Genomic DNA, 25818 nt, shown 5'->3' with positions numbered 1-25818 from the left:
CCTGAATCAGGCGCCTCAGGGTGCCGTCGGCACCTGCAGGCCGAGCAGCGCGGCCAGGGCCGCGGTAGGCATGGAGCCTTCCTGCGTCACCAGCGCGCCGCTCTGGGCGTGGGTGCCGATGATGGTCGGGATCGAGCCAAAGCCGAGGCGGGTCAGCAGGGCGGTGTTGCTCGCCACCATGTCTTTCTGGGCCGCGATGTCGCTGCCGGCGCTGATGCCGCCGCTTTTCGCCTGCATGGACGCCTCGTGTTCGTCCATGGCAGCCGCCGGATCTTTCGCGGCCAGCAGCGTCGCGCCCTGGGCGGTGCTGGACGCATTGAGGAGGCCCACGGGAATCCAGACAAATTTCGCCTGCGACTTGAGTGGTTTGGCGGCCAGCCACAAGGCGTTGCAGTGCGGGCACTGGGGATCAAAGAAAACATACACCGTGCGTGCGCTCATGGTCGAACCGACGCTGAAACCCTTGGCCTCGGCGGCCACGACGGCGGTGGACACCGGTGTGGCGCCAGTTTTGGCCGGGGCCTCGGGCGCGGGCGCGTCCTTGCAGCCGGTCATCAACAGCGTGGCCGCCATCAGCAGGGCAGGAAGGATCTTGAAAGCTTGGAAGGTCATGTCGGCACCGGGAAAAAGGGAGACGGCCAGCATAACGCAGGGCGGCCCTGGGCAGGGGACTTGCCGCTGTCCGGCTTCTGGGGACAACAGGCCGGCGCCTGAGGTGCTGGAAATTGAAACAAAATGAAAATAACGTCAGAAATACTGAGGCGAAGCGGCTTTCCCCCATGACCTCATGGGTCCCCGCGGGCCGGCCCTGCGCCGGGTGTCCCACCGATGCGGTACCCAGGTTGCCCACGCATCCTGTGTACGAATCTGTGGATAAGCACGCAAAAAAGCCACGAAAGGCTTGCCAGTCGTGGCTTGCGACAGTTTGCCTGTCAATTAAGCGCCGGCAAGCGTCGGTGGCCGGCCGGGGTGGGACTCTCAGCCTTTGAAGCTCATGCCCAGCCGCTCTATCGTCGCTTTTTCGGCGGCGAAGGTTTCGCGGGCGAACTTGGTGTATTGCGCGGTGTTCATGTAGATCACCGATTGGTCGTACTTGTCGAAGGTGGCCAGCACGGCCGGGTCGTTCAGCGTTTTCCGGAAGGCTTCGTGCAGCGTCGCCACGATGGCCGGGTCCATGCCCTTGGGGCCGCACACACCGAAAGGCGAGTCCGACACGGTGTCGTAGCCCAGCTCGGTCAGCGTAGGAACGTTGGGCCAGCGTTTGGTGCGTTTGCTGCCGTAGGTGGCGATCAGGCGCAGCTTGCCCGACTCCACATGCGGGCCCCAGCCGGTGGCGTCGCTGGCGGCCATCACGTGGCCACCGAGGATGGCCTGCATGTTGTCGGCATTGCCCTTGAACGGCACGTGGGTGAGCTTGATGCCGGCGCGCTGCGCGAACTCCTCGACCGCCAGGTGCGGGCTGGTGCCGGTGCCGGTAGACCCATAGGTGAACTTCTCGGGGTTGGCCTTGGCGTAGGCCACCAAGTCCTTGATGCTTTTGATCGGTGAATCGGCGGGCACGACCAGGCCGAAGGTGTAGCCGGTCAGGCAGGCGATCCAGGTGAAGTCCTTGAGCGGGTCGTAAGCGACTTTCTGCATGTGCGGAATGCGGAACACGCCGTGCGGTATCTGCGTCAGCGTGTAGCCGTCGGGCTTGGCGCTCAGCATCTCGATGGCGCCCAGCATGCCGCCGGCGCCGGGCTTGTTCTCGACAATGATGGTCTGGCCGAGGGCCTTGCCCGCGCTTTCGGCCAGCGAGCGGATGACCGCGTCGGTGGAGCCGCCTGCGGGCCAGGGACAGATGTATTTGATGGGGCGGGACGGGTAGGCCTGCGCACGGCCCAGGGAGGGCAGGGCGACACCGGCCACGGCCGCTGTGGTGCTGGCAATAAACGCGCGGCGGTTGGTCATGAAAAGTCTCCGAAAGTTGCAGGACATCTGAAGATTCGAGCGTAGCGGCCTGCTGCCGGCGTGTCATCAAGGTTTACGCGGGGAGCGTATTCTGCAAGGCAGAACAACCGGCCGGCGCGGGGCCGCGCACCGGGGTGCAGGCGTAAAATAGCGGGCTGCAGACAGCGCACCGCCGCGCATTTTTTTGACTGAAACGACCCCCCTGTGACCGATACCGCCAGCTTCCCGTCCGACCCTTCTTCCTCCGACTCTTTTCCCGATTCCGACACCCCTGTCCAGCAGCCGCGCCTGTGGTGCGGCGACGGCTGGACGGCCCGTGTGCTCAAGAACGAAGACGACGACGGCTGGGCCGTCGCCATGATCAAGGACGGCGAACCCGAGCCCGCGCTGGTGGGTCCCTGGACCATGGGGCGCGACAAGAAAAATCCCAAGCCGCTCGACGGCCCGGCCTTCAGCACGCTGGTCAAGACCGCGTCGGAGTTTGTGCGCCGCCACGAGCAGCAGCTGCATGCCACGCTGCACCAGAGTCTGGAAGTGGAATCGCGCGGTGCGCGTATCACCGTGTCGCTGGACATCGTGCCCGATGAAGACAATCCGTCTGCCATGCTGAGCGCGCATGACGAGGCCGGTGAACAACTCGCGCAGCAGCGTGTGTCGCCGGCCTTCAAGCTGAGCCGCGCCAGCGCCACGGCCTGGGCCGACGGCGGCTTTCCCAAGCCCTGATGGCGGGCGCTTTTCCCGCATCGATCGATGCCTGTGGCATCGACTTCGGGACCTCCAACTCCACCGCGGGCTGCGGCAGCGCCGGTCCGGGGCAGGTGGCCTTGCTGCCACTCGAAGACGGCAAGGTGACCCTGCCGTCGGTCGTGTTTTTCCACGCCGAAGACGGGCACATCAGTTACGGCCGCGCCGCGTTGGCCGACTACCTGGCGGGTGACGAAGGGCGTTTGATGCGCTCGCTCAAAAGCCTGCTCGGTACCTCGCTGATCAACGAGCAGACCGAGGTGGCCGGCCGCGCACTGCCGTTTCGTGCGCTGCTGGCGCAGTTCATCGGCGAGCTCAAGCGCCGTGCCGAACACGCGGCGGGCCGTGACTTCAGCCGCGCCGTGCTGGGGCGGCCGGTGTTTTTTGTCGACGGCGACGTCGCGGCCGACCGGCAGGCGGAAAACACGCTGGCCGAGATCGCGCGTGGCGTGGGTCTGCGCGACATTGCCTTCCAGTACGAACCGATTGCCGCGGCCTTTGACTACGAGTCGCAGGTCACGCGCGAAGAGCTGGTGCTGGTGGTGGACATTGGCGGCGGCACCTCGGACTTTGCGCTGGTGCGCCTGGCGCCCGAGCGCGCGGGCCGGGCCGATCGGCGTGACGACATCCTGGCCAGCAGCGGCGTGCACATAGGCGGCACCGACTTCGACAAGTCCCTGAGCCTGGCCAGCGTGATGCCCATGCTGGGCCTGGGCAGCCGGCTCAGGAATGGCCTGCTGATGCCGTCGTCGATTTACTTCAACCTGGCGACCTGGCACACCATCAACTTCGCCTACACCCGGCAGGCGGGCGCGCAGATCGCCGAGCTGCAGCGCGAGGCGCAGGAAAAAGACAAACTCGCGCGCCTGCAAAACCTGGTGAGCGAACGCGCCGGGCACTGGCTCGCGATGCAGGTGGAGGGAGCCAAGATCGCGCTGTCGGATGCGCCGCACACTTCCATGGACCTGGGGCGCATCGCGCCCGGTGACACCCTGGTGTTGCAGCGCGAGGATTTCGACAGCGCCATCGGGGAGCTGGTCGGCGCGGTGGAGCGCAGCGTGACCGGCCTGCTGCGTGATGCCGGCGTTGCAGCCGGCGCGGTGGACACGGTGTTTTTCACCGGCGGGTCGAGCAGCGTGCCGCTGCTGCGAGCCCGCATCGCGGCGCTGCTGCCGCAGGCGCGCCGCGTCGAGGGCGATCTGTTCGGCAGCATTGGCACCGGGCTGGCGCTCGATGCGCTGCGCAAGTTTGCCTGAGTCTGAGCGTCAGGCCGGGAAGACATTCCAGGAGCGGCAGACATGCCCAGGCGCAGCAAGGGGCGGTAACCCCTTGCTGCGCCTGCCTTGCAACACACACCGGTAAATGTGCTTGCCAGAAAGAAGTATCGGCCAGGCGCTGCAGAAAGTGCTTCTGTATTTCTCCTGATTCACCGACGATTAAGTAATAATTCCTTCACATATCTAAAAAAGAAGGAAATATTGCTGTATGGATAAAACAGACCGGAAAATATTGCAGGTGCTGCAGGCCAATGCCCGTGCCAGCCTGCAGGAGATCGGCCAGGCGGTCGGCCTGAGCCACACGCCGTGCTGGACCCGCATCCGGAAGATGGAAGAGTCCGGCGTCATCGAGGGTTACACCGTGCGCATCAATGCCGCGGCGCTGGACCTCAGCGACACCGTGCTGGTGCAGGTCACGCTGGACAGCCACTCGGACAACACGCTGGAAAAATTCGGCGAGACGCTGGCGAAAATTCCCGAGGTGATCGAGGCCTACCTGGTCTCGGGCGACTACGACTACCTGCTGCGTATCGCCGTCAGCGGCACGCGCGACTACGAACGCCTGCTGCGCGAGCGCCTCTACAAGATCAAGGGCATACGCCACAGCAAGTCCAGCTTCGTGCTGCGCACGCTGAAAAAAGCCGACCTGCCGCTGTTTCAGGCCTGAGGTGTCAGCCGGCCTCGCGCAGCGCGCGCGAGCGGACCCAGGCCAAACGTGCCTCGGTCAGCGCCACGCCCAGGCCGGCCAGGCAGATCAGCGTGATGCCCAGCGCCGTGGTCCGGCCCGGCACCTGGCCAAACACCAGCCAGCCCAGCGTGGCGGCGGCGACGATTTGCAGGTAGCTGAAGGGCGCGAGCAGGGTGGCCGGGCTGTGGCGGAAGGCGGCAATCTGCAGCCAGTGCCCGAGAAAGCCGGTGAGGCCGGTGGACACCAGCAGCAGCCACTGCCACGGCGACAGGTCGGGCGTGGTCCAGAACCAGGGCAGGGCCAGTGTCAGGGCGATGGTGCCGGACAGGCCGCCGTAGTAGTTGGTCGTCAGCGGATCGTCATGGGCAACGCGGCGCGTGGCGATCTGGAAAAACGCAAAGGCCAGCGCGGTGGCCAGGCCCAGCGCCACACCGATGGGGTCCAACTGCGCACCGGGCCGCACCACGATCAGCATGCCGGCAAAACCGGCCAGCACACCCAGCCAGCGGTGCAGCCGGTGCGGCTCGTGCAGCAGCCAGGGCGCCATCATCATCAGGAACAGGGGTGCCATGAAGTTGATGGCGGTGGCTTCGGCCAGCGGCAGGCGGCCCAGCACCGAAAAGAAAAGCACGGTGGTGGTGATCATCAGCAGGCCGCGCACCAGCTGGCGCGACAGCGACTTGGTGCGGAAGATGGCCCAGCCACGCGAGGGCAGGACAACGGCGGTCATCAGCGCTGTGTGCACGGCGTAACGCATCCAGGCCACCATCAGCACCGACACGCCGGCCATGACCAGCCATTTGCCCGAGGCGTCCAGGGCAGACAGCAGCCACAACCCGGCGATGTGAAGAAGAATGCCGCGTTTGTTCATGAAGCCAGGGGAGATGGGGATGTTGGCGGGGTGTTGGGGGAAGACTGGCCGCGGGCCCAGTCCGTCGTCCAAGCATAACCACTGCGCGTGCCAAGGCGCGCGTCCCTGCGGGTCGGCAGACGAGTCCGCCAGCTGCCTTTTCTAGGATCAGGTGTAAAAACGGCTTCCAGCCCTTATGTACCGGGCGCTGACAGCTACCAAAAGCAGAGCAGGCGGAGCCTGCTTCAGGCAGTCACCAGCGCCTGTTCGATCCGGTTGAACAGCATGTCGGCGTGTGACGCGCTGTAGCGGATGCTGACCTGCTCGGCGTCCGCCAGGGCCTGCACGTCGTCCCAGCCCAGGGAGCGGTAGCCGCGCCCCTCGTCCGGCGCGGCGGTGCCCTCGGTGCGGGTGACCGTGATGCAGACCCGGGTCTGCTCGCCGGCGGGTTCGCTGCTGAGCACCACGCTGGCGGGGGCGTGCGCCACGTCGGTCAGCGCAATCAGGCAGGCGGTGAACACGGTGCGCAGCGCAAACACAGAGGTGGTCACCTCGGGTGCATTGACCTGGTTGGCGACCGTGAAGCCGCGAAAGGCCAGATCGGTCGCCAGCATGCCCAGCGCTTCCTCGATACCGGCCTCCAGCGCGATGCTGCCGTTTTCCTTGGGAACGACCCAGGTGATCAAATTCATGCTGGCGGCCGATGCCGAGCGCGACAGCGTGCTGATCGACTTGCTGTTGTCGCGCAGCACGGTCAGGTCGGGTGACTCGGCCTGCAAACGCCGGTCGAGAATGGCGGCAATCATGCCGATGGGCTGCAGGGTGCCGGCCATGTGGTGGCGTATGGCCGGCGCGATGCGGCGCAGCAGCGCGTAGCGGGCGGCCTCCTCGCGGAGCAGATCCTGGGTGGGGGCGGCTGCAGGCAGGAGGACAGGGTTGGGTGTCATAACTTTTGATTCAGGTTCAGGGAGGTAACTCAAACATCCTATCATCGGGGGCACGCTGGATGCCCCGGTGGCGTGCACGGTCGGGGGGCCAGTCGGCAACGTGGACCGATTGTCCCGTCCGGCGCGGCCGCATCGCCACGCACAGCCGGCAGTTTGCCGCAGCAGGCGGGTACGGCGTGTCGGACAGCAACGACTCTTGCGTAGGAAGGGCGCGGCAAAAGCGTTGCCGGGCTGATCCATAGGTGCGCAGGCGGATCGTCGCATGACAAAATACCGCTTTCCCCAACCGCTGAGCTGGAGCCCTGCATGAACTTTGCGCCTGACCTTGCCGCTGTCACCCACGGCATACAGCTCGCTGTGGCGCCCGTCTTCCTGCTCACCGCCGTGTCCGGCATGATCGCCGCCGTGGCGGGCCGCCTGGCCCGCATCATCGACCGCGCGCGTTTTCTGGAAAACCGGCTGGAAAGTGGTGGCGTGGAGGAGGCCCGGGCCGTCAGGATGTATGCGGAGCTGGGCGAACTGCGGCACCGCGGCTGGCTGGTCAATGGCTGCCTGGCCTTGTTGACCTTTTGCGCCATCCTGATCGGCCTGACCATTGTGTTGCTTTTCCTCGGCGAGACCAGCGACCTGCCCACGCTCAAGATCGCCACGGTGAGTTTCCTCTCGGGGGTGTTCTGTTTCCTGCTGGCGTTGCTGTGTTTCCTGGCCGAGACCCTGCTGGCAACGCGCCTGCTCAAGTTTGCACAACTGCCGGTGCAGCCGCCAGCGCCCTGACATTCCACCGGCTTGCGGAAAAACAGAGCCTGGTGCTCCCGCTGCGCCGGGCCGACAAACCTTTTTGAACCCAACTCTCAGGACTATCCATGTTGCTCGATGCCGATGACTCCCAACTGGTGCTGGTGGACTACCAGGTTCGCCTGATGCCCGCCATTTTTGAAGGCGACCTCGTGCTTGCCAACGCGCTGCGCCTGGCCGGCATGGCCAGGCTCATGGAAGTGCCGGTCTGGGGCACGGCGCAGACGCCCGGCAAGCTGGGCCCCAATGTGCCCGGGGTTGCTGCGGCCATCGTGGCGGGCGGCGGCCGGACGCTGGACAAGATGCATTTCAATGCGGTGGACGATGGCCTGGCCGAGTGGCTGCGGCCACCTGTGCGCAAGGCGCCTGCAGGCGGCAATGCCCGCAGCCTGCCCAAACACCTGCAGAAGGCCGCACCGGCGGAAGAAGAAGGGCGGGGCGTCATCGTGATGGCCGGCTGCGAGGCGCACGTGTGCCTGCTGCAGACCGCGCTGGGCCTGCTCGAAGAAGAGTTCGAGGTCTGGGTCGTGACCGACGCCTGCAGCTCGCGCACCGAACGCAACCGCGACGCGGCCTTCGACCGCCTGGCCGGCGCCGGCGCCGAACTGGTGACGACCGAGATGGTGGCCTTCGAGTGGTTGCGCAGCGCGGAGCATCCGGCGTTCAGGGACGTGCTGGCGCTGGTGAAGTAGGGCGCGGAATCCATTGCGCGGAGCGATCGGACCAGGCCCCTGATCACGGTCCATCGGGCCGGGTTTGTTATAAGAACTGACAGCAACAGGAGAACACACCATGTCCAGTGTTGGTTATCACGAACCCATCAACGAACTGTCCGACGAAACCCGGGACATGCATCGCGCCATCGTCTCGCTCATGGAGGAGCTGGAGGCGGTGGACTGGTACAACCAGCGCGCCGATGCCTGCAAGGACCCCGAGCTCAAGGCCATCCTCCAGCACAACCGCGACGAGGAAAAGGAACATGCGGCCATGGTCCTCGAGTGGATCCGCCGGAAGGATCCGAAGTTTTCCAGTGAGATGAAGGACTATCTCTTCACCGACAAGCCCATCGCGCACAAGTGAGCCACGCGTGATCCCCGCGCTCCTGGCCGTGGCGCAGCCGGCAGCCAGGGGACAGGGGGCCTGACGCGGACGGGAGCCCCCGGGCTTTGCCAAACCGGCGCCAGCCGCTACGATGGCGGTGGACTGGCCCTTCAGTTGGGTGAGCAGTGTGACTTTTCCCGAGCGGCGGGGTGTCACTGTCCACCCCACCAATGCGGGCGCGGCCCGCCCGGAAGTTGGCCGTCCCGTTTCTTCCCTGAAACCCAGCGATCTGCAGGAGACACCATGCGTACTTCAACCCTTCTGGCGCCTGTGCTCTTCGGGCTGGCCGGACTCGCCTTTGCGCAACAGGCCACGTTTCAGACCAAATCACTCACGCCGGAAACGGCGCTGACCGCAGCCAGGGCGGCCATGGAGGCTTGCCGCCAGCAGGGCTACCAGGTCGGCGTGGCCGTGGTGGACCGTGCCGGCCTGACCCAGGTCTTTCTGCGTGACCGTTTCGCGGGTCCCCACACCGTGGAAGTCGCCACCAACAAGGCGTGGACGGCCGTCAGCTTTCGCACCTCCACCTTGGCGCTGGCGGCGGAAACCCAGGCGGGCCGGCCCATGAGCGGCATTCGCGGCGTGCCACGCATGCTCGCGGTGGGTGGTGGCCTGCTGATCGAAGGCGGCGGCTCCATCTATGGCGCCATTGGTGTCTCCGGTGCCCCTGGCGGCGAAGTCGATGAGGTTTGCGCCCAGGCCGGCCTCAAGGCCATCGCCGACGCGGTGGCGTTCTGAAGCGCCCTTCGGGGCCGAATCCGGGGCACGGCCTGCGCTGGCGTCCGATGGCAATGCAAGGGGCTTTCGCAGGTCGTCCGGCTTCGGAACCGTCCCGAACACCCTGTCAGCCCCATGCAAGTCTGTTATAAATAATTATGAATTCAGTTTGAAGAATAACCGGAGACAAGCGTGTTCAAGGCCCTGCAACTCAACAAGTCCGATGCCGGCTTTTCTGCCGCGCTTGTTTCTCTGGATGAAGCCGCACTGCCCGCCGGCGATGTGCTGGTGCAGGTCGAGTATTCGACCCTCAACTACAAGGACGGTCTGGCCATCACCAACACCGGCCCGGTGGTGCGCAGCTGGCCCATGGTGGCGGGCATTGACGGTGCGGGCAGGGTACTCGAATCCAGCCATCCGGCCTGGAAAATCGGCGACCCCTTCATCCACAACGGCTGGGGCCTGGGCGAGACGCGCTGGGGCCTGCTGGCCGAACGCGCGCGCCTGCAAGGCGACTGGCTGGTCAGGTTGCCGGCGACTTTCACCGCACGCCAGGCGATGGCCATTGGCACGGCGGGTTACACCGCCATGCTGTGTGTGCTGGCGCTGGAAAAGCATGGGCTGAAGCCCGGCGACGGCGAGGTGCTGGTCACCGGCGCCACCGGCGGCGTGGGCAGCGTGGCAGTGGCATTGCTCGGCAAGCTCGGCTACCGCGTGGTGGCGGCCACCGGCAAGGCCAGTGAGGAAGCTTATCTGAAACAGCTGGGCGCCGGCGCCGTGATGGACCGGGCCGAGCTGGCTGCACCCGGCAAGCCGCTGCAAAAGGAACGCTGGGCCGCGGTGGTGGATGCTGTCGGCTCGCACACGCTGGCCAATGCCTGCGCGCAAACGCGTTACGGCGGCGTGGTGGCGGCCTGCGGCCTGGCCCAGGGGGCGGACTTTCCGGTCACGGTAATGCCTTTCATCCTGCGTGGGGTGACGCTGGCGGGCATCGACAGCGTGATGGCTCCGCTGGCGCGCCGCCAGCAGGCGTGGGACAGGCTGGCGACGGACCTGGACCCGGCCAAACTCGAAGCCATTGTGGAAGAAGTACCGCTGAGCCGCGCTGCAGAAAAAGCCGCTGACTTGATGGCCGGCAAGGTCCGCGGCCGCATCGTGGTCAAGATCTGAGTCAACAGAAACATTCCGGAGACAAACGCATGTCAAGTTACGCCGATTTTTACCGCCAGTCGATAGCCCAGCCCGACGCCTTCTGGGCCGAGCAGGCCAGACTGATTGACTGGCAGCAGCCTTTCACGCGGGTCTGCAACTACGACAAGCCGCCGTTTGTTCACTGGTTTGAAGGTGGCACCACCAACCTGTGCCACAACGCGGTGGACCGGCATCTGAAAGACCGGGCCAATCAGGCGGCGCTGATTTACGTGTCGACCGAAACCGGCATTGAAAAAACCTACAGTTTTGCCGAATTGCATGCCGAAGTGCAGCGCATGGCAGCCAGCCTGAAGGCACTGGGCGTGCAAAAGGGCGACCGCGTGCTGATCTACATGCCGATGATTGCCGAGGCCGCGTTTGCCATGCTGGCCTGCGCGCGCATTGGCGCTATCCACTGCGTGGTGTTCGGCGGGTTTGCCAGCGGCTCGCTGGCCTCGCGCATCGAGGACGCGACGCCCAAGGTCATCGTCAGCGCCGACGCGGGTTCGCGCGGCGGCAAGATCGTGCCTTACAAGCCGCTGCTCGACGAGGCGATCCGCCTGTCCAGCCACAAGCCCGAGGCGGTGCTGCTGGTGGACCGCGGGCTCTCGCCCATGCAACTGGTGGCCGGGCGCGACCAGTTGTGGTCGGATCTGCGCGCCAGACACCTGAGCGACCAGGTGCCCTGCGAGTGGATGAAGTCCACCGACATCAGCTACACGATTTACACCAGCGGCACCACCGGCAAGCCCAAGGGTGTGCAGCGCGACACCGGCGGCTACGCGGTGGCGCTGGCTGCCAGCATGAAACACATCTTCGACGGCCGGCCGGGCGAAACCTATTTCTCGACCAGCGACATCGGCTGGGTCGTGGGCCACAGCTACATCATCTACGGCCCGCTGATTGCCGGCATGGCAACGCTGATGTACGAGGGCCTGCCGACGCAGGGCCTGGACAAGCAGCCTGACGGTGGTATCTGGTGGCGGCTGGTTGAAAAGTACAAGGTCACGGCGATGTTCAGCGCGCCCACGGCTGTGCGTGTGCTGAAGAAGCAGGACCCGGCGCTGCTCAAGAAATACGACCTGTCCAGCCTGCGTGCCCTGTTTCTGGCGGGTGAACCGCTGGACGAGCCAACTGCCCGCTGGATCAGCGAGGGCTTGAACGTGCCCATCATCGACAACTACTGGCAGACCGAAAGCGGCTGGCCGATTCTGACCATTGCCAATCCGGTGGAAAAAAAGCCCAGCCGATTCGGCAGCCCCGGCATTCCGATGTACGGCTACAACGTCAAGCTGCTGCACGAGTCCACCGGCGAAGAGCTGACACAGCCCAACGAAAAAGGCGTGGTGGTGCTGGAAGGCCCGACACCGCCGGGCTTCATGCAGACGATCTGGAAGGACGATGCCCGTTTCGTCAACACCTACTGGAAAAGTGTACCCGGCAAGATGGTCTACAGCACCTTCGACTGGGGCATTCGTGACGAGGACGGTTACTACTTCATCCTGGGCCGCACCGATGACGTGATCAACGTGGCGGGACACCGGCTGGGCACGCGCGAGATCGAGGAGAGCATTTCCGGCCATGCCGGTGCAGCGGAGGTGGCGGTGGTCGGTGTGGCGGACAGTCTGAAGGGGCAGGTGGCCATGGCGTTTGTGGTGCCCAAGGACAGCAGTGTGCTGACCGACAGCAGTGCCGCGCTCAAGCTCGAAGGCGAGATCATGAAGCGCGTGGACCAGGACCTGGGCGCGCTGGCCCGGCCCTCACGTGTGCGTTTTGTGTCGGTGCTGCCGAAAACCCGCAGCGGCAAGCTGTTGCGGCGCGCGATCCAGGCCGTGTGTGAGGGGCGCGACGCCGGCGACCTGACCACCATGGATGACCCGGCGGCCCTGCAGCAGATCCGGGACTTGATGGGCGCGGCCTGACAGCCCGCGCTGTTTTTGATGATAAAAATGGTTCTAGCTCTCATGGATCATGCGTCATCAGCTATGAAAAATGTAGCATTACTGCGACTTCAGCAGCCCTGAACGGGTGCGGGCAGGCGGTCGCGGTGGACTGCGACCGGGTCGCGGCTATTTCTTGAAGACCACCGCGCCGGTGATCATGCCGGCGCCAGGGTTATTGGCATAGGTCAGGCCGGCGTAGGCGGCATTGGTGCCTACGAACATGCCCTTTATGGATGTGCCGCTGAACGATGGCGTGCTGCCGGATGCCGAGTCGGTGAAGTTGCCAAACGAGGTGTTGATGGCCACCGATATGGTGTAGCCCGTCTGGAAATTGACCGAGAAGGTCGCGCTGTTGAGCGTGCCGGCAGCCCCGTTTTGCGTGGGAGCCGTGTTGCCCACCAGTGTGTAATTGGCAACGCCGCTGTAGGACAGCGAGGTCAGTTCTGTCTGTGCTGTCGGCCGTCCTGCGACGTAGTGCACGTTGGCCAGCGAGAGCACACTGGGATCTTCTCTCTGACCGGTGGTCCACATGCCCCAGCCGATGAAGTTGGCGTCACTCACATTGCCGACAGACTTGAAGCTGGTCACCGGCTGCGCCGTGCCGGCTTCCGACCACTTCGGCGTGTTGGCCGAGGTGTCCTGCAGCTTGAGCAGCTTGTTGTCGCTGAAAACGGTGGTGGCGCCGGTGGCGGTCGACAGGGTGTAGGCCGAGCCCCCGCTGACACCGACTGCCGCGACCTTGATGTCCGTGAAGGTGCGCTCGACGGGGGGCGTCGTGGCGGGCGGTGTTGTCGTGGTGGGCGGTGTTGTCGTGGTGGTGGCGGTTTTGTTGTTGGTGGTGGTGCTTTTGTTGGAAGCTGTTGCCACTTTTTCGTTCACAACTTTGACCTTGCCTGCCTGGTCCACCTTGTCACCCGCAACCACGGGATCCTTCCGGGTGTCGGGTGTCGCGACCCTGGGTTGTTCGCTGGTACGCACCGGCGGCGTCACGTTGTCGAGAACCTTCACCGACTCTCCGGCCACCAGGCCGATACAGCCGCTCTGGTTGCAGACCTCTATTTTGTCGAGTTCGCTGGTGATGCCCAGGCTGCCGTCCGGGTTGTAGCCGACCTTGAAGCCCGATCCGCGGATGCCGATGGTGGCGGTGGTCGTGGTGAGCCGGTAGTTGTCCCGGTTGCGTTTGCCGATCAGGCCGGTGATGGCGCGCATGCTGCCGCGCAGCAGGTCAACCAGGAAGCGGTCTTCCTTGGGGTTGTTCTGGTCGACATAGTTGGCAATCCTGAACTCGGTGTTCGGTTGCAGGGACACCAGGCCACCGTCGGTGAAGCGGACCTGGGCCCGGCCATCGCCTCCGGTGACGATGGCATGGCCGCTGTCGATGGTGCCGCCTTTCGCCAAGGCGACGGTTTTGCCATCCGTCTGCCGCACGTTGACCTCACCGGACGTGAACTGGGCGATCCCGGCCAGCGCACGGGCCTGCAGTGGCCAGGCGGCCACCAACGCCATCAGCAGGGCGGCATTTTTCAGCGGGAAGTGTTGTTTCATGATGGGCCCTGACGGATCGTTGGATGGCGGAGCTGGGGTAAAACGGCAACGACGGACAGCTGTCTAAAAGTCCTTGCGGACGGTCACCGACAGCACACGCTTGCTGAAGTCCGAAACGGCAATGTTGGAGTGTGTTCTCAGCAGCGACAGCTGCGGCGTCACGCGCCAGCTCACCACCGGCACCCAGGTCAGGCCGAGATTCAGGTTGCTCTGCCGGTCACGGCGGGTCACCAGGAAAAGCGGGTCGGCGCCGCCATAGTGGCGCGTTTCATACCCGGCGTTGGCAAACAGGTCCACGTCCGCGTTGATCGACTGCTGCAGCCCGACGCGAAAGCCCGCGAGCCGGTGTCCCAGATGGGGCACGGAGGCGGCGCGTTCGTCTTCGGTGCCGACGTACAGTCCGCCGAAACCCACCATCCCGCCGCGAAACGCCCTCGCGTAGGACGTGCCCAGCACATGGCGGTGGGCATCCCGTAGGTTCTGGCCGGGGTAACGCAGGGTGGACAGCTGCAGATAGGTGGTCCACTGGCTGGCACCGTCCGGCCGATGAGTCCATTCGCCCACCACACCGCGCTGGTCGCGCACGGTGCTGTTGTCGGCGGCATAGGTGCCGATCTGAACAGCCGCGCTGAACTCGTCCTTGCCGATCCGGTAGCTGGCGCCGCCGCTCAGGTCAAACTGGCGGGTGTCGAAATCGTTGTGGTCCTGATTGAAGCGGTAATTGCCCGAGGCGCTGGCAATCAGTGACAGACGCGGATCGATCACGAACCGGCCGGAGACACCGGCGCCCAGGCTGTAAAAATCGTCTTTCAGTTTGACACCGGACGGACCCAGGGTCAAAACCAGTCCCCCCAGCGACGGCACGGCCACGTTGGCATTGCCAGGACCGCTGTTGATGTTGCTGTCGATGCCAGCGGCGGTTTCCACATAGGCCCTGACCGACGATCTGGCGGCCTCTTCATTGCGGTCAATGGCCTGGAGAAATTCGTCGATCTTGCGGGCCACTTCGGCGGGGATGGCGTCCCGTTTTGTGTCCTGCAGCACCTGCCGCGCGGCCTGGTTGTCGCCCAGTGCAAACAGGGCGCGGCCCAGTTCGGCGCGGGCGCGCGAGTTGCCGGGCTGGACCGTCAGCACCCGCTCGAGCGCAAACACGGCTCGGGTGAACTGGCCGGTGTCGTTGGCGGCGATGCCCAGGACGGTGTCGAAGTCCGGGTCACCGGCACGCTCCGGCTCCGCAGCGGCAAGCTGGTCAAACGCCTGCTGCGCCTTGCCCTGTTCCACCAGCGCCAGCGATTCACGCACCAGGACGTCGGCCTCGGCATGGGCGATGCCAGAGAGCGCTACGGAAAGCCAGGCGGCCGTCGTCAGGACAAAAAAGCGTTTGAATGACATAGGCACCTGACCCAGAAAAAAACATTGGACGCCGAAGGTTTTATATCACGCGTTAACACAAAAGCATCATTTTTTACGGTGACTTTGTCCCCGATGGGGGATGTTTCCTTTGTTCCGCCTATGCCATAGCGCCGCGCCCGGATCAGATGCACCGGTTCTGTGCATGCGTTCTAAGGGTATGTCCGGTGTATTTCGCAGTGCAGCTTGCTTTCTAATATCAGTCATTACTTATATTCAATTGGCCACACCGTTTATGAACGACATGATTCAAGCTGGAGCCAGGTCCGAGCAGGGGCGGGTCTTTGAGCTGGCGGCGGAATTGTTCGCTGTCCTCGCCACCCCGATGCGCCTGCGTGTCCTCAGCGCCCTGTGCGAGCGCGAGAAGTCGGTCAACGAGCTGCTGGCCGAAATCCAGACTACCCAACCCAATCTTTCGCAACACCTGGCGGTCCTGTACCGGACCGGGGTGCTGGCCAAACGCAAGGAAGGCACCCTGGTGATCTACCGGGTGCAGAGCGAAAAGGCAGTGGCCCTGTGCCGCAGTGTCTGCACCCAGATCGCCATTGAACTCGACGAGCCGGGCCTCGTCCCCGCCAGTGAAAGCCTGTCCCCCCTCCAGCAAGCCAAAGCGCACACCTATGACATCTGAAATGACATCTGTTTTTTTGGGGAATGACCCATGCTGAACCGTTTTATCCGGCGCGCACCAGAGAACTTCCTGAGCCGGGACCAGATCCAGGAAGTCCGTGCCGGCCGGCGCGGCTTTTTGTCCGGTGCGGTGGCCGCGGCTGCCAGCGCCATGGTGATAGGCCGCGCGATGGCGGCGGACGACCCCGAGATCATCAACCTGCCGGCCCACAGCAAGGGGCTGGGCCAGCCGGTGGCGGCGCGCGGCTACGGCCTGCCCAGTGAGTGGGAGAAAAACCTGCAGCGCCGGGAAAGCCCGGGCCTGACCCGTGTCAGCCAGTCCAGCGTGAGTTTTTGCCCGCTGCAGGGTCTGTTCGGCATCATCACGCCAAGCGGCCTGCATTTCGAGCGCCATCACCAGGGCTGGTGGGACATCGACCCGTCGAAACACCGCCTGATGGTCAACGGCTCGGACGACACCATGCTCAAGCGGCCCATGGTCTTCAACATGGACGAGTTGATGCGCCTGCCCAGCGTCAGCCGCATGCACTTCATCGAATGCGGTGCCAACACCGGCATGGAGTGGGGCAATGTGGCGGTGCCGACGGTGCAGTACACCCACGGCATGCTCAGCTGCAGCGAATTCACCGGTGTGCCGCTGCGCACGATTCTGGAGCTGTGCGGTGCCGACTTCAAGCGCGCCAAATTCGTTCTGGCCGAGGGCGCTGACGGTTCCGGCATGACGCGCACGATTCCGATGAGCATGGTGATGGACGGGCAGGTGCTGGTGGCTTATGGCCAGAACGGTGAGATGTTGCGCCCCGAAAACGGTTATCCGCTGCGCCTGATCGTCCCTGGCGTGCAGGGCGTCAGCTGGGTCAAGTACCTGCGCCGCATCGAACTGGGCGACATGCCTTACGCCACCAAGGACGAAAGCATTCATTACATGGACCTGATGCCCGACGGCCTGCACCGGCAGTACACCAGCATCCAGGAGGTCAAAAGCGTGATCACCTCGCCGAGCGGCGGGCAGGTGCTGCTGGAAAAAGGCGTTCACAACCTGACCGGCCTGGCCTGGAGCGGGCGCGGCAAGATCCGGCGGGTCGATGTGTCGGTCGACGGCGGCAGGAACTGGAAGCCGGCGCGCCTCGAGGGGCCGGTGCTCTCCAAGTGCCTGACACGTTTCAACAGCGACTTCGTCTGGGACGGCAAGCCGGCTTTTTTCCAGAGCCGCGCCGTCGACGAAACCGGTCATGTCCAGCCGACCTATGGCGAACTGCGCAAGGTCAGGGCCTCGCGCAGCATCTATCACAACAATGCGATCCAGTCCTGGGCGCTCGAAGAAAATGGCGAGGTCAAAAATGTCCAGATCTAGGTCCTGGTGCGTCGGGTCGGCGGCCGCTCTCGCGGTCATGGCCTTCAGTGCCGGCGCCGCGCACGCCGAGGTCAAGGTTGCCGACAGGTATGCCGGCCTCGGCCGCGCCGCCACACCCGCTGAAATCAAGGCCTGGGACATCGATGTACGGCCCGACTTCAAGGGCCTGCCGAAAGGGCAGGGGTCGGTGCGCCAGGGGGAGGTCGTCTGGGAGGGCAAATGTGCGTCCTGCCATGGCAGCTTTGGCGAATCGTCGGAAATCTTCACGCCGATTGCCGGCGGCACCACGGCCGCAGACATCAAAACCGGGCGGGTTGACAGTCTGCTGCCGGGCGCCAACCAGCCGCAGCGCACCGCATTGATGAAAATGGCGACCCTGTCCACGCTGTGGGACTACATCAACCGCGCCATGCCCTGGAACATGCCGAAGTCGCTCAGCACCGATGAGGTTTACGCGGTCACCGCCTACATCCTGAACCTGGGCAGCATCGTTCCTGCGGAGTTCACCCTGTCCGATGCAAACATCCGAGAGGTGCAGGAACGCCTGCCCAACCGCAAGGGAACCACCACGGCCCACGCGATGTGGCCGGGGCCCGAGTTCGGCGGCACGGTCAAGCCGGATGTACAGGGTTCGGCCTGCATGCGTGACTGCCGCAAAGAGGTCGTCGTGAAAAGCTTTTTGCCGGACTATGCCCGCAACGCCCACGGGCAACTGGCGGACCAGATGCGTCTGGTGGGCTCCACCCGCGGCGCCGACACCAGCCGGCCCGCTCCCGAGGCTTTTGTGCCAAACAAGCCTGCAGCCCTTTCTGTCAAAGCGCAGGCAGCTCCTGAAAAAGTAGCAAGCGCGGCGCCTTCATCCAATGCCGCGGGCGCCGCCACAGCGGCGGTCATGCCGCTGCTGCAGAAAAACGCCTGTGTTGGCTGCCACGCGATGGACGGCAAGCTGGTCGGGCCGTCCTTCAAGGATGTGGCGAGCAAATATAAAGGCCGCGCCGACGCGGTGAATTACCTTGCGGGCAAAATCAAGAGTGGTGGACAAGGTGTCTGGGGCAGCATGCCCATGCCGCCACAAACCTTGAGTGATGCCGAAGCGGCCCAGCTGGCCCAGTGGCTGGCGCGGGATGTTGCGCCCTAGGTCGCCAGTGGGTGGGAGAAACACCCTGTCGTGAGTTCGGGTTTTTGTGTCAAATCGTGTTCAAGTTTTTAACAAGCTGAAGTTATATCCAAAGGAGTTCAGACCATGGAACGTCGTCATTTTCTAGCCACCAGTTCAGGCGCGACCGCGCTGGCGCTGGCCGCCTCTGCCGGCCTGGTGCCAGCCCACGCGCAGACTGCGCCCCCCTGGAACAAGGCGGCTTTTGAAAGCAAGACGCTGGCCGAAGTGGCCAAGGCCCTCGGTGCGTCCGGCGCCCCGGTCGAAAGCAAGGACCTGGTCCTGCAAGCCCCCGAAATTGCAGAGAACGGCAGCGTAGTGCGTGTCGGCGCCCAGAGCAACATCGCCGGCACCACGCAGCTGGCGCTGGTGGTCGAGAAAAACCCGAGTGCCCTGGCTGCGCTGTTCGACATTCCCGCAGGGACCGACGCCAATGTGTCGACCAACCTGAAAATGGGGCAGTCCTCGAATGTGTACGCCCTGGCCAAGGTGGGCGACAAACTGTTCTATGCGGTCAAGGAAGTCAAGGTCACCCTGGGCGGCTGCGGCGGCTAACGGCTGCTGCGCGGCTGTGATCCGTCGTTGCGGTTCCCGTCTGGCAATCCTCACGTACCTGAAGTACGTTCCGGTTCCCAGCCACCCGCGCCCAGGCTGACAGCCGCTCGCTACGCCGGCAGGCGCTATCAACACTATTGAAGGAAACAGAAAATGTCAGATCCGATGAGAATCCGGGCCCAGGCCCAAGGCGAAAAAACCACCGTGCGTGTGCTGGTCAGCCACGAAATGGAAAGCGGCCAGCGCAAGGACGCTGCCGGCAAAACCGTGCCGGCCTGGTTCATCCAGAATATCAGCGCCACCCACAACGGCAAGACCGTCATGAACGCCCAATGGGGCCCGGCCGTGTCCAAGAACCCGTTCCTGCAGTTCGCTTTCAAGGGCGGCAAGGCCGGCGACAAGGTGGTGGTGAGCTGGGTCGACAACAAGGGTGACAAGCGCACCGACGAAGCAGTGATTTCCTGAACAGTGATTTCCTGAACCGTTGACAAGCGAACAAGCAATAACTACGAGGAGCACGCGATGAGATGGAATCTTTTGGGGCTGACGGCCGTGTGTCTGCTGCCTTTGTCGGCGGCGGCGCAAAAAAGCACGGCCGAGGGCATTGCCGAGTACCGTGCCATGCTGGCCGACGGCAACCCGGCCGAGCTGTATGAGGCCAAGGGCGAAGCGCTCTGGAAGCAGGCCCGTGGACCGAAAAATGCCCCTCTCACGCAGTGCGACCTCGGCAAGGGCCCGGGCGTCGTCAAGGGAGCTTTTGTTGAATTGCCGCGTTATTTTGCCGACACCGGCCGTGTGCAGGACCTCGAGTCGCGCCTGCTGACCTGCATGGAAACCTTGCAGGGTTTCAGCGCCGAGGCGATTGCCAAAACGCCGTTTGGCCGTGACGAGCAGAAAAACATGGAGTCGCTGGTCGCCTACATTTCCGGCGAATCACGCGGCATGAAGTTCAACCTGCCGCAGGCCCATGCCCAGGAAAAACTCATGTACGCCGTTGGCAAGCAGGTGTTTTACCAGCGCGGCGGTCCTTATGACTTCTCGTGTGCATCCTGCCATGGCGAGGACAACAAGCGGGTGCGCCTGCAGGACCTTCCCAACCTGACCAAAAATCCTGGCGCCGGGGATGGTTTTGGCGCCTGGCCGGCTTACCGGGTGTCCAGTGGCGACCTCTGGGGCATGCAGCGGCGCCTGAACGACTGCTACCGCCAGCAGCGCTTTCCGTTTCCAGGCTATGCCTCGGACGCCACCATCGCACTGGGGGTGTTCATGGGTGTGAATGGCAAGGGAGGTGTTTCCACGGCACCGGCCCTCAAGCGTTGAAACGAGAACAGGAAGCATAGACATGAAAAAGACATACAAGCAGGCCGGCATGCTGGCCCTGAGCGTGCTGCTCGCCGGCTGTGCCACCGGCCCCTCGCCGCAGCAAGTGGCCGAAGCCACCCAGAAAGTGATCAAGTCCTCGTTCCGTGACCAGGGCATTGCCAAAACCTCCTGGCTGGACCAGGACGCCTCCAACAAGGCCTGCTCGGAAGCCCAGGGCGCGGCGCTGGAGCCCCAACTGGCCAAATCCATCGAGGAAGCCAACCTGAAGACCATCAAGATGCCTTCGGACGGCAAGTTTCTGGGTGACTGGAAAGAGGGCGAAAAAATCGCGCAAAACGGCCGCGGCATGACCTGGACCGATCAGCCTGGCTCTGCCAATGGCGGCAGCTGCTACAACTGCCACCAGATCAGCAAGGAGGAATTGTCCTTCGGCTCCATCGGCCCCAGCCTGTACAACTACGGCAAGCTGCGCGGTGTCGCGGACCCTGCGGCTGCGGCCAGCAAGCCCATCGTGGACTACACCTGGGGCAAGCTCTGGAACGCCAAGGCTTACAACGCCTGCTCGGGCATGCCGCGTTTCGGCCATGCCGGCATCCTGAACGAAACCCAGCTGCGTCATGTGATGGCTTTGCTGCTGGACCCGCAATCGCCGGTCAACAAATGATTTGATGGTCATTTCTGCCTGCAGCCCTTGTTCGACGGGCGCAGGCAGCTCCTGAATTTATAGCAACCTAACAGCGCCTGTTTGCACGGGCAGGATACCTATCGCCATGAATCTGTCTCGCCGCGAGTTTGCAAGTGTCATGGCGGCCGCGCTGGCCGCCGGTTTTCCGCTCCAGCGCGAGGCCGGCGCTGCGCAGGCCGCCAGCCTGTACAACGTGCCGCGCACCGGCAACGTGCATTTGCTGCACATGACGGACTGCCATGCCCAGCTGATGCCGATTTACTTCCGCGAACCGTCGGTCAATATCGGTGTGGGCGCCATGCAGGGCCGCCTGCCGCATCTGGTCGGGCACAACTTGCTCAAGGCGGCGCACCTGAAGGCCGGCACGGCCGAGGCCCACGCCTTCACCTATCTGGATTTCGAGCGGGCCGCCCGCCAGTACGGCAAGGTCGGCGGGTTCGCCCACCTGGCCACGCTGGTGAAACAGCTCAAGGCGGGTCGCCCGGGCTCCCTGCTGCTCGACGGCGGTGACACCTGGCAGGGCAGTGCGACGGCGCTGTGGACGCAGGGTCAGGACATGGTCGATGCCGCCAAGCTGCTCGGCGTGGACGTGATGACCGGCCACTGGGACTTCACCTATGGCGAGGAGCGCATCAAGACCATCGTCGAAAAGGACTTTGCCGGCAAGGTGGATTTTGTCGCGCAGAACGTCAAGACCAGCGATTTCGGCGACGCGGTGTTCAAGCCCTATGTCATCAAGGAAATGAATGGGATCGCCGTGGCCATCGTCGGCCAGGCCTTTCCCTACACGCCGATTGCCAACCCCTCCTGGCAGACGCCCAACTGGACCTTCGGCATCCGCGAAAGCGAGATGCAGGAAACGGTCAACGAGGCCCGTGCCAAGGGTGCGCAGGCCGTCGTCCTGCTCAGCCACAACGGCATGGACGTGGACCTGAAGCTGGCCTCGCGCGTGACCGGCATCGACGCGATCCTGGGCGGCCACACCCACGACGGCGTGCCGGTGCCCGTGATCGTCAAAAACCCGGGCGGCCAGACCATCGTCACCAACGCCGGCAGCAATGGCAAGTTCCTCGGCGTGCTCGACCTCGATGTCAGGGACAAAAAAGTCGTCGGCTTCAATTACCGCCTGTTGCCTGTGTTTTCAAACCTGTTGCCGGCGGATGAGGCCATGAGTGCACTGGTTTCAAAAGTTCGTGCACCTTATGAGACCAAGCTGTCCGAAAAGCTGGCGGTCACCGAAGGCACCTTGTACCGGCGCGGCAACTTCAACGGCACGTTTGACCAGCTGATCCTGGATGCCCTGATGGAGGTGCGTGGCGCCGAAATCGCCTTTTCGCCCGGTTTCCGCTGGGGCACCTCGCTGTTGCCGGGTCAGGCCATCACGCGGGAGCACCTGATGGACCAGACGGCCATCACCTACCCCTGGACCACGCTGACCGACATGCGCGGAGAAACCATCAAGACCATCCTGGAAGATGTCGGCGACAACCTCTTCAACCCCGACCCGTATTACCAGCAGGGCGGCGACATGGTGCGGGTGGGCGGCCTGAGCTACCGTTGTGAGCCGGGCGCCAAAATGGGCCAACGCATCCAGGACATGCGCCTGAACGGCAAGCCGGTCGAAGCCGGGAAAAACTACAAGGTGGCGGGCTGGGCGCCGGTCCAGGAGGCCAGCAAGAACGCCGGGCCGCCCGTCTGGGAGGTTGTCGAGACTTACCTCAAAGCGCACAAGGTTCTCAAACCGCCCAAACTCAATGTACCGAGCCTGGTCGGCATGGCGGGCAACCCCGGTCTGGCCTGAGGCGGCTGGCGCCGGGTCCAGCCGGTAGCGGCTGACGCTTCCTGACACTTCCTGACAAAACCCGGGCGCCTTGGTGGCGGCCCGGGTTTCGTCATTTCGGCATTCGGTGGCACAATTGACGCTGTTTCTGAAGGCCCTTCCTTGCCACAGTCGCATCCGCTAATCGGTCCAGCCGTGTTGCGGAAGGTTAATCAACCAGCCACATCCTGTTGTGGTCAGCTAATGTTTCCTCAAGGGAAACGGAGGTCAGCGTAATGAGTTCCATCCCGGCGGCATCGTCCGTCTATTCGGCCTATCAAGGCAACACCTATCTCTTCGGCGGCAACGCGCCCTATGTCGAAGAGATGTACGAAAACTACCTTGCCAACCCCGGCAGCGTGCCCGACAACTGGCGCGAGTATTTCGACGCCTTGCAAAATGTCCCCGCCGTTGACGGCAGCAACGCCAAAGACGTGCCGCACCTGCCGGTCGTCAACGCTTTTGCCGAACGTGCCAAGCAGGGTGTGACCCGTGTGGTGGGTGCATCCACCGCTGACTCCGAATGGGGGCGCAAACGCACCGCCGTCCAGCAGCTGATTGCGGCCTACCGCAACGTCGGCGCCCGCTGGGCCGACCTGGACCCCCTCAAACGCACCGAGCGCGACAACATTCCCGAGCTCGACCCGTCTTTCTACGGGTTCACCGATGCCGACCAGGAAGCGGTGTTCAACACCAGCAACACCTTCTTCGGCAAGGAAACCATGAGCCTGCGCGAGCTGCTCAATGCGCTGCGCGAGACCTACTGCGGCACCATCGGTGCCGAGTACATGTACATGACGGACCAGAACCAGAAGCGCTGGTGGCAGCAGAAACTCGAAACCATCCGCAGCAAGCCCCATTTCACGCCCGAGAAAAAACGCCACATCCTGGACCGCCTCTCGGCGGCGGAAGGCCTGGAGCGTTTCCTCCACACCAAATATGTCGGGCAGAAACGCTTCTCGCTCGAAGGTGGCGAGAGCTTCATCGCCAGCATGGACGAGCTGATCCAGCGCGGCGGCAGCATCGGCGTGCAGGAAATCGTGATCGGCATGGCCCACCGCGGCCGCCTGAACGTGCTGGTCAACTCGCTGGGCAAGGTGCCGGCCGACCTGTTTGCCGAGTTCGAGCACACCGCCCCCGAAGACCTACCCAGCGGCGACGTCAAATACCACCAGGGTTTCAGTTCCGACGTCACCACCCCCGGTGGGCCGGTGCACCTGAGCCTGGCGTTCAATCCCTCGCACCTCGAGATCGTCAACCCGGTGGTTGAAGGCTCGGTGCGCGCCCGCATGGACCGCCGCGCCGACCCCAAGGGCCTGCAGGTGTTGCCGGTGCTGGTGCACGGCGATGCGGCGTTCGCCGGGCAGGGCGTGGTCATGGAAACCCTGGCACTGGCCGAAACCCGCGGGTATTCCACCGGCGGCACGGTGCACATCGTGATCAACAACCAGATCGGTTTCACCACCAGCGACCCGCGCGACAGCCGTTCCACGCTGTACTGCACCGACGTCGTCAAGATGATCGAGGCGCCTGTGCTGCACGTCAACGGCGACGACCCGGAGGCGGTGGTGCTGGCAACCCAGCTCGCGCTCGAGTTCCGCATGGAGTTCCAGAAGGACGTCGTGGTGGACATCATCTGTTTCCGCAAGCTCGGCCACAACGAGCAGGACACGCCGGCACTCACGCAGCCGCTGATGTACAAGAAAATTGCGCAGCATCCCGGTACGCGCAAGCTGTACGCCGACAAGCTGGCGGCGCAGGGCATGGGCGACACGCTGGGTGACGACATGGTCAAGGCCGTGCGCGCCGCGCTGGACGCCGGCAAAAGCACCTTCGACCCGGTCATCACCAACTTCAAGAGCAAGTACGCGGTGGACTGGAGCCCTTACCTGGGCAAAAAATGGACCGACGCCGGCGACACCGCCATTCCGATGGCCGAGTGGAAACGCCTGTCCGAAAAAATCAGCACCATCCCGCCCACGGTCACAGCCCACCAGCTCGTCAAGAAGGTCTACGACGACCGTGCAGCCATGGGCCGCGGCGACATCCCGGTGGACTGGGGCATGGGCGAACACATGGCGCTGGCCTCGCTGGTAGCCAGCGGCTACCCGGTGCGCCTGTCCGGTGAGGACTGCGGACGCGGCACTTTCACCCACCGCCATTCGGTGATCCACGACCAGAGCCGCGAGAAGTGGGACACCGGCACCTACGTGCCGCTGCAGAACGTGGCCGACAACCAGGCCCCGTTTGTGGTCATCGACTCTATCCTGTCGGAAGAGGCGGTGCTGGCGTTCGAATACGGCTATGCCTCCAACGATCCCAACACGCTGGTGATCTGGGAAGCCCAGTTCGGCGACTTTGCCAATGGCGCGCAGGTCGTGATCGACCAGTTCATCGCTTCCGGCGAAGTCAAGTGGGGCCGCGTCAACGGCATCACGCTGATGCTGCCGCACGGTTACGAAGGCCAGGGGCCGGAGCACAGCTCGGCGCGCCTGGAGCGTTTCATGCAGCTGTCGGCCGACACCAACATGCAGGTGGTCCAGCCGACCACGGCCAGCCAGATCTTCCACGTGTTGCGCCGCCAGATGGTGCGCAACCTGCGCAAGCCGCTGGTCATCATGACGCCCAAGTCGCTGCTGCGCAACAAGGACGCCACCTCGCCGCTGTCCGAGTTCACCAAGGGCGGTTTCCAGACGGTGATTCCCGACAGCGGTGGGCTCAAGGCCGACAAGGTCAAGCGTGTGGTCGCCTGTTCGGGCAAGGTCTACTACGACCTGGCCAAGAAGCGCGAGGAAAAGGGCGTCGATGACGTCGCCATCCTGCGCGTGGAGCAGCTCTATCCCTTCCCGCACAAGGCCTTTGCGGCCGAGTTGAAGAAGTACCCGAATGCCACCGACATCGTCTGGTGTCAGGACGAGCCGCAAAACCAGGGCGCCTGGTTCTTCGTGCAGCACTACATCCATGAAAACATGGCCGAAGGCCAGAAGCTGGGTTACTCGGGCCGTGCGGCCTCGGCGTCCCCCGCCGTGGGGTATTCGCACCTGCACCAGGAACAGCAAAAAGCGCTGGTCGACGGCGCTTTCGGCAAGCTCAAGGGCTTTGTCCTGACCAAATAAGAGGGCTGCGCGGCCGGCGCAC

Annotated in this window: 24 protein-coding genes; 18 read left to right on the top strand and 6 right to left on the bottom strand. The window is 64.0% G+C overall.

The genetic code is table 11. The annotated features are described in order from the left end of the window. Positions 1-15 precede the first annotated feature (15 nt). Entirely contained in the window at positions 16-612 is a 597-nt protein-coding gene (locus AAG813_RS07390) for a thioredoxin fold domain-containing protein (protein ID WP_341913427.1), read from the bottom strand. Between the two features lie 366 nt (positions 613-978). Beyond that, positions 979-1950 carry a tripartite tricarboxylate transporter substrate binding protein gene (locus AAG813_RS07385; protein ID WP_341913425.1) on the bottom strand — a complete coding sequence of 324 codons (972 nt, stop codon included), beginning with the start codon at positions 1948-1950 and terminating at the stop codon, positions 979-981. 288 nt (positions 1951-2238) lie between these two features. Between AAG813_RS07385 and AAG813_RS07380 the strand changes: the two genes are divergently transcribed. The 3 genes from AAG813_RS07380 to AAG813_RS07370 all read left to right on the top strand — a co-directional run bounded on the left by AAG813_RS07380 (position 2239) and on the right by AAG813_RS07370 (position 4638). Further along, on the top strand, positions 2239-2673 hold the full coding sequence (locus AAG813_RS07380) for a hypothetical protein (protein ID WP_341913560.1): 435 nt from the start codon (positions 2239-2241) through the stop codon (positions 2671-2673). Continuing rightward, on the top strand, positions 2673-3950 hold the full coding sequence (locus tag AAG813_RS07375) for an Hsp70 family protein (RefSeq protein WP_341913422.1): 1278 nt from the start codon (positions 2673-2675) through the stop codon (positions 3948-3950). The genes AAG813_RS07380 and AAG813_RS07375 overlap by 1 nt, the downstream gene beginning before the upstream one ends. Before the next feature lie 229 nt (positions 3951-4179). Then, positions 4180-4638 (top strand): Lrp/AsnC family transcriptional regulator, encoded by a 459-nt coding sequence (locus AAG813_RS07370; RefSeq protein ID WP_096665338.1) that lies wholly within the window; start codon positions 4180-4182, stop codon positions 4636-4638. Between the two features lie 4 nt (positions 4639-4642). Here AAG813_RS07370 and AAG813_RS07365 read toward each other — a convergent pair whose 3' ends face one another. Together AAG813_RS07365 and AAG813_RS07360 are read right to left on the bottom strand one after the other, a co-directional pair. Continuing rightward, positions 4643-5530 (bottom strand): DMT family transporter, encoded by an 888-nt coding sequence (locus AAG813_RS07365; RefSeq protein ID WP_341913418.1) that lies wholly within the window; start codon positions 5528-5530, stop codon positions 4643-4645. Positions 5531-5754: 224 nt separating this feature from the next. Further along, entirely contained in the window at positions 5755-6456 is a 702-nt protein-coding gene (locus tag AAG813_RS07360) for a hypothetical protein (protein ID WP_341913416.1), read from the bottom strand. A gap of 306 nt (positions 6457-6762) precedes the next feature. Here AAG813_RS07360 and AAG813_RS07355 point away from each other — a divergent pair, with 306 nt between their 5' ends. The 6 genes from AAG813_RS07355 to AAG813_RS07330 all read left to right on the top strand — a co-directional run bounded on the left by AAG813_RS07355 (position 6763) and on the right by AAG813_RS07330 (position 12182). Beyond that, a complete protein-coding gene (locus AAG813_RS07355; RefSeq protein ID WP_341913413.1) occupies positions 6763-7230 on the top strand; it encodes a DUF2721 domain-containing protein in 468 nt (155 codons plus the stop codon). An 89-nt stretch (positions 7231-7319) separates the two neighbouring features. Continuing rightward, the gene (locus AAG813_RS07350; RefSeq protein ID WP_341913410.1) at positions 7320-7943 is read left to right on the top strand and encodes an isochorismatase family protein; all 624 of its coding nucleotides are present in this window, start codon (positions 7320-7322) and stop codon (positions 7941-7943) included. A 100-nt stretch (positions 7944-8043) separates the two neighbouring features. After that, on the top strand, positions 8044-8331 hold the full coding sequence (locus tag AAG813_RS07345; protein WP_341913407.1) for a ferritin-like domain-containing protein: 288 nt from the start codon (positions 8044-8046) through the stop codon (positions 8329-8331). 264 nt (positions 8332-8595) lie between these two features. Beyond that, the gene (locus AAG813_RS07340) at positions 8596-9090 is read left to right on the top strand and encodes a heme-binding protein (protein ID WP_341913405.1); all 495 of its coding nucleotides are present in this window, start codon (positions 8596-8598) and stop codon (positions 9088-9090) included. 171 nt (positions 9091-9261) lie between these two features. Next, positions 9262-10239 carry an MDR family oxidoreductase gene (locus AAG813_RS07335; protein ID WP_341913403.1) on the top strand — a complete coding sequence of 326 codons (978 nt, stop codon included), beginning with the start codon at positions 9262-9264 and terminating at the stop codon, positions 10237-10239. A gap of 29 nt (positions 10240-10268) precedes the next feature. Continuing rightward, entirely contained in the window at positions 10269-12182 is a 1914-nt protein-coding gene (locus AAG813_RS07330) for a propionate--CoA ligase (protein ID WP_341913401.1), read from the top strand. 147 nt (positions 12183-12329) lie between these two features. Here the strand turns inward: AAG813_RS07330 and AAG813_RS07325 are convergent, their stop codons facing one another. Next, positions 12330-13748 carry a FecR family protein gene (locus AAG813_RS07325; RefSeq protein ID WP_341913399.1) on the bottom strand — a complete coding sequence of 473 codons (1419 nt, stop codon included), beginning with the start codon at positions 13746-13748 and terminating at the stop codon, positions 12330-12332. Positions 13749-13811: 63 nt separating this feature from the next. Next, positions 13812-15140 carry a surface lipoprotein assembly modifier gene (locus tag AAG813_RS07320; protein ID WP_341913396.1) on the bottom strand — a complete coding sequence of 443 codons (1329 nt, stop codon included), beginning with the start codon at positions 15138-15140 and terminating at the stop codon, positions 13812-13814. A gap of 253 nt (positions 15141-15393) precedes the next feature. On the opposite strand from AAG813_RS07320, the gene AAG813_RS07315 reads away from it, so the two are divergent. The 9 genes from AAG813_RS07315 (at position 15394) to AAG813_RS07275 (ending at position 25796) form a co-directional block, all read left to right on the top strand. Next, on the top strand, positions 15394-15789 hold the full coding sequence (locus AAG813_RS07315; RefSeq protein ID WP_341913394.1) for a metalloregulator ArsR/SmtB family transcription factor: 396 nt from the start codon (positions 15394-15396) through the stop codon (positions 15787-15789). A gap of 30 nt (positions 15790-15819) precedes the next feature. Next, positions 15820-17142: a sulfite dehydrogenase gene (gene soxC / locus AAG813_RS07310; protein WP_341913393.1), complete on the top strand. Its 1323-nt coding sequence runs from the start codon at positions 15820-15822 to the stop codon at positions 17140-17142. Further along, a complete protein-coding gene (locus tag AAG813_RS07305; protein WP_341913391.1) occupies positions 17129-18280 on the top strand; it encodes a c-type cytochrome in 1152 nt (383 codons plus the stop codon). Before soxC ends, AAG813_RS07305 begins: the two co-directional genes overlap by 14 nt. Before the next feature lie 105 nt (positions 18281-18385). Further along, complete coding sequence (gene soxY, locus AAG813_RS07300; protein WP_341913389.1) at positions 18386-18853, top strand: thiosulfate oxidation carrier protein SoxY; 468 nt, start codon at positions 18386-18388, stop codon at positions 18851-18853. A 153-nt stretch (positions 18854-19006) separates the two neighbouring features. Further along, entirely contained in the window at positions 19007-19318 is a 312-nt protein-coding gene (gene soxZ, locus AAG813_RS07295; RefSeq protein WP_341913386.1) for a thiosulfate oxidation carrier complex protein SoxZ, read from the top strand. Between the two features lie 57 nt (positions 19319-19375). After that, the gene (soxA, locus tag AAG813_RS07290) at positions 19376-20173 is read left to right on the top strand and encodes a sulfur oxidation c-type cytochrome SoxA (RefSeq protein ID WP_341913385.1); all 798 of its coding nucleotides are present in this window, start codon (positions 19376-19378) and stop codon (positions 20171-20173) included. A 22-nt stretch (positions 20174-20195) separates the two neighbouring features. Continuing rightward, on the top strand, positions 20196-20840 hold the full coding sequence (gene soxX / locus AAG813_RS07285) for a sulfur oxidation c-type cytochrome SoxX (protein WP_341913380.1): 645 nt from the start codon (positions 20196-20198) through the stop codon (positions 20838-20840). Between the two features lie 106 nt (positions 20841-20946). Next, positions 20947-22662: a thiosulfohydrolase SoxB gene (gene soxB, locus AAG813_RS07280; protein WP_341913378.1), complete on the top strand. Its 1716-nt coding sequence runs from the start codon at positions 20947-20949 to the stop codon at positions 22660-22662. A gap of 263 nt (positions 22663-22925) precedes the next feature. Next, entirely contained in the window at positions 22926-25796 is a 2871-nt protein-coding gene (locus tag AAG813_RS07275) for a 2-oxoglutarate dehydrogenase E1 component (RefSeq protein ID WP_341913558.1), read from the top strand. The last annotated feature ends 22 nt before the right edge of the window (positions 25797-25818 follow it).

It is taken from the genome of Polaromonas sp. YR568 (genome assembly GCF_943371715.1).
Classification (GTDB): domain Bacteria; phylum Pseudomonadota; class Gammaproteobacteria; order Burkholderiales; family Burkholderiaceae_C; genus Polaromonas.
The sequence above is the reverse complement of the archived record's forward strand: the minus strand, read 5'-3'. Positions and strand labels throughout refer to the sequence as shown.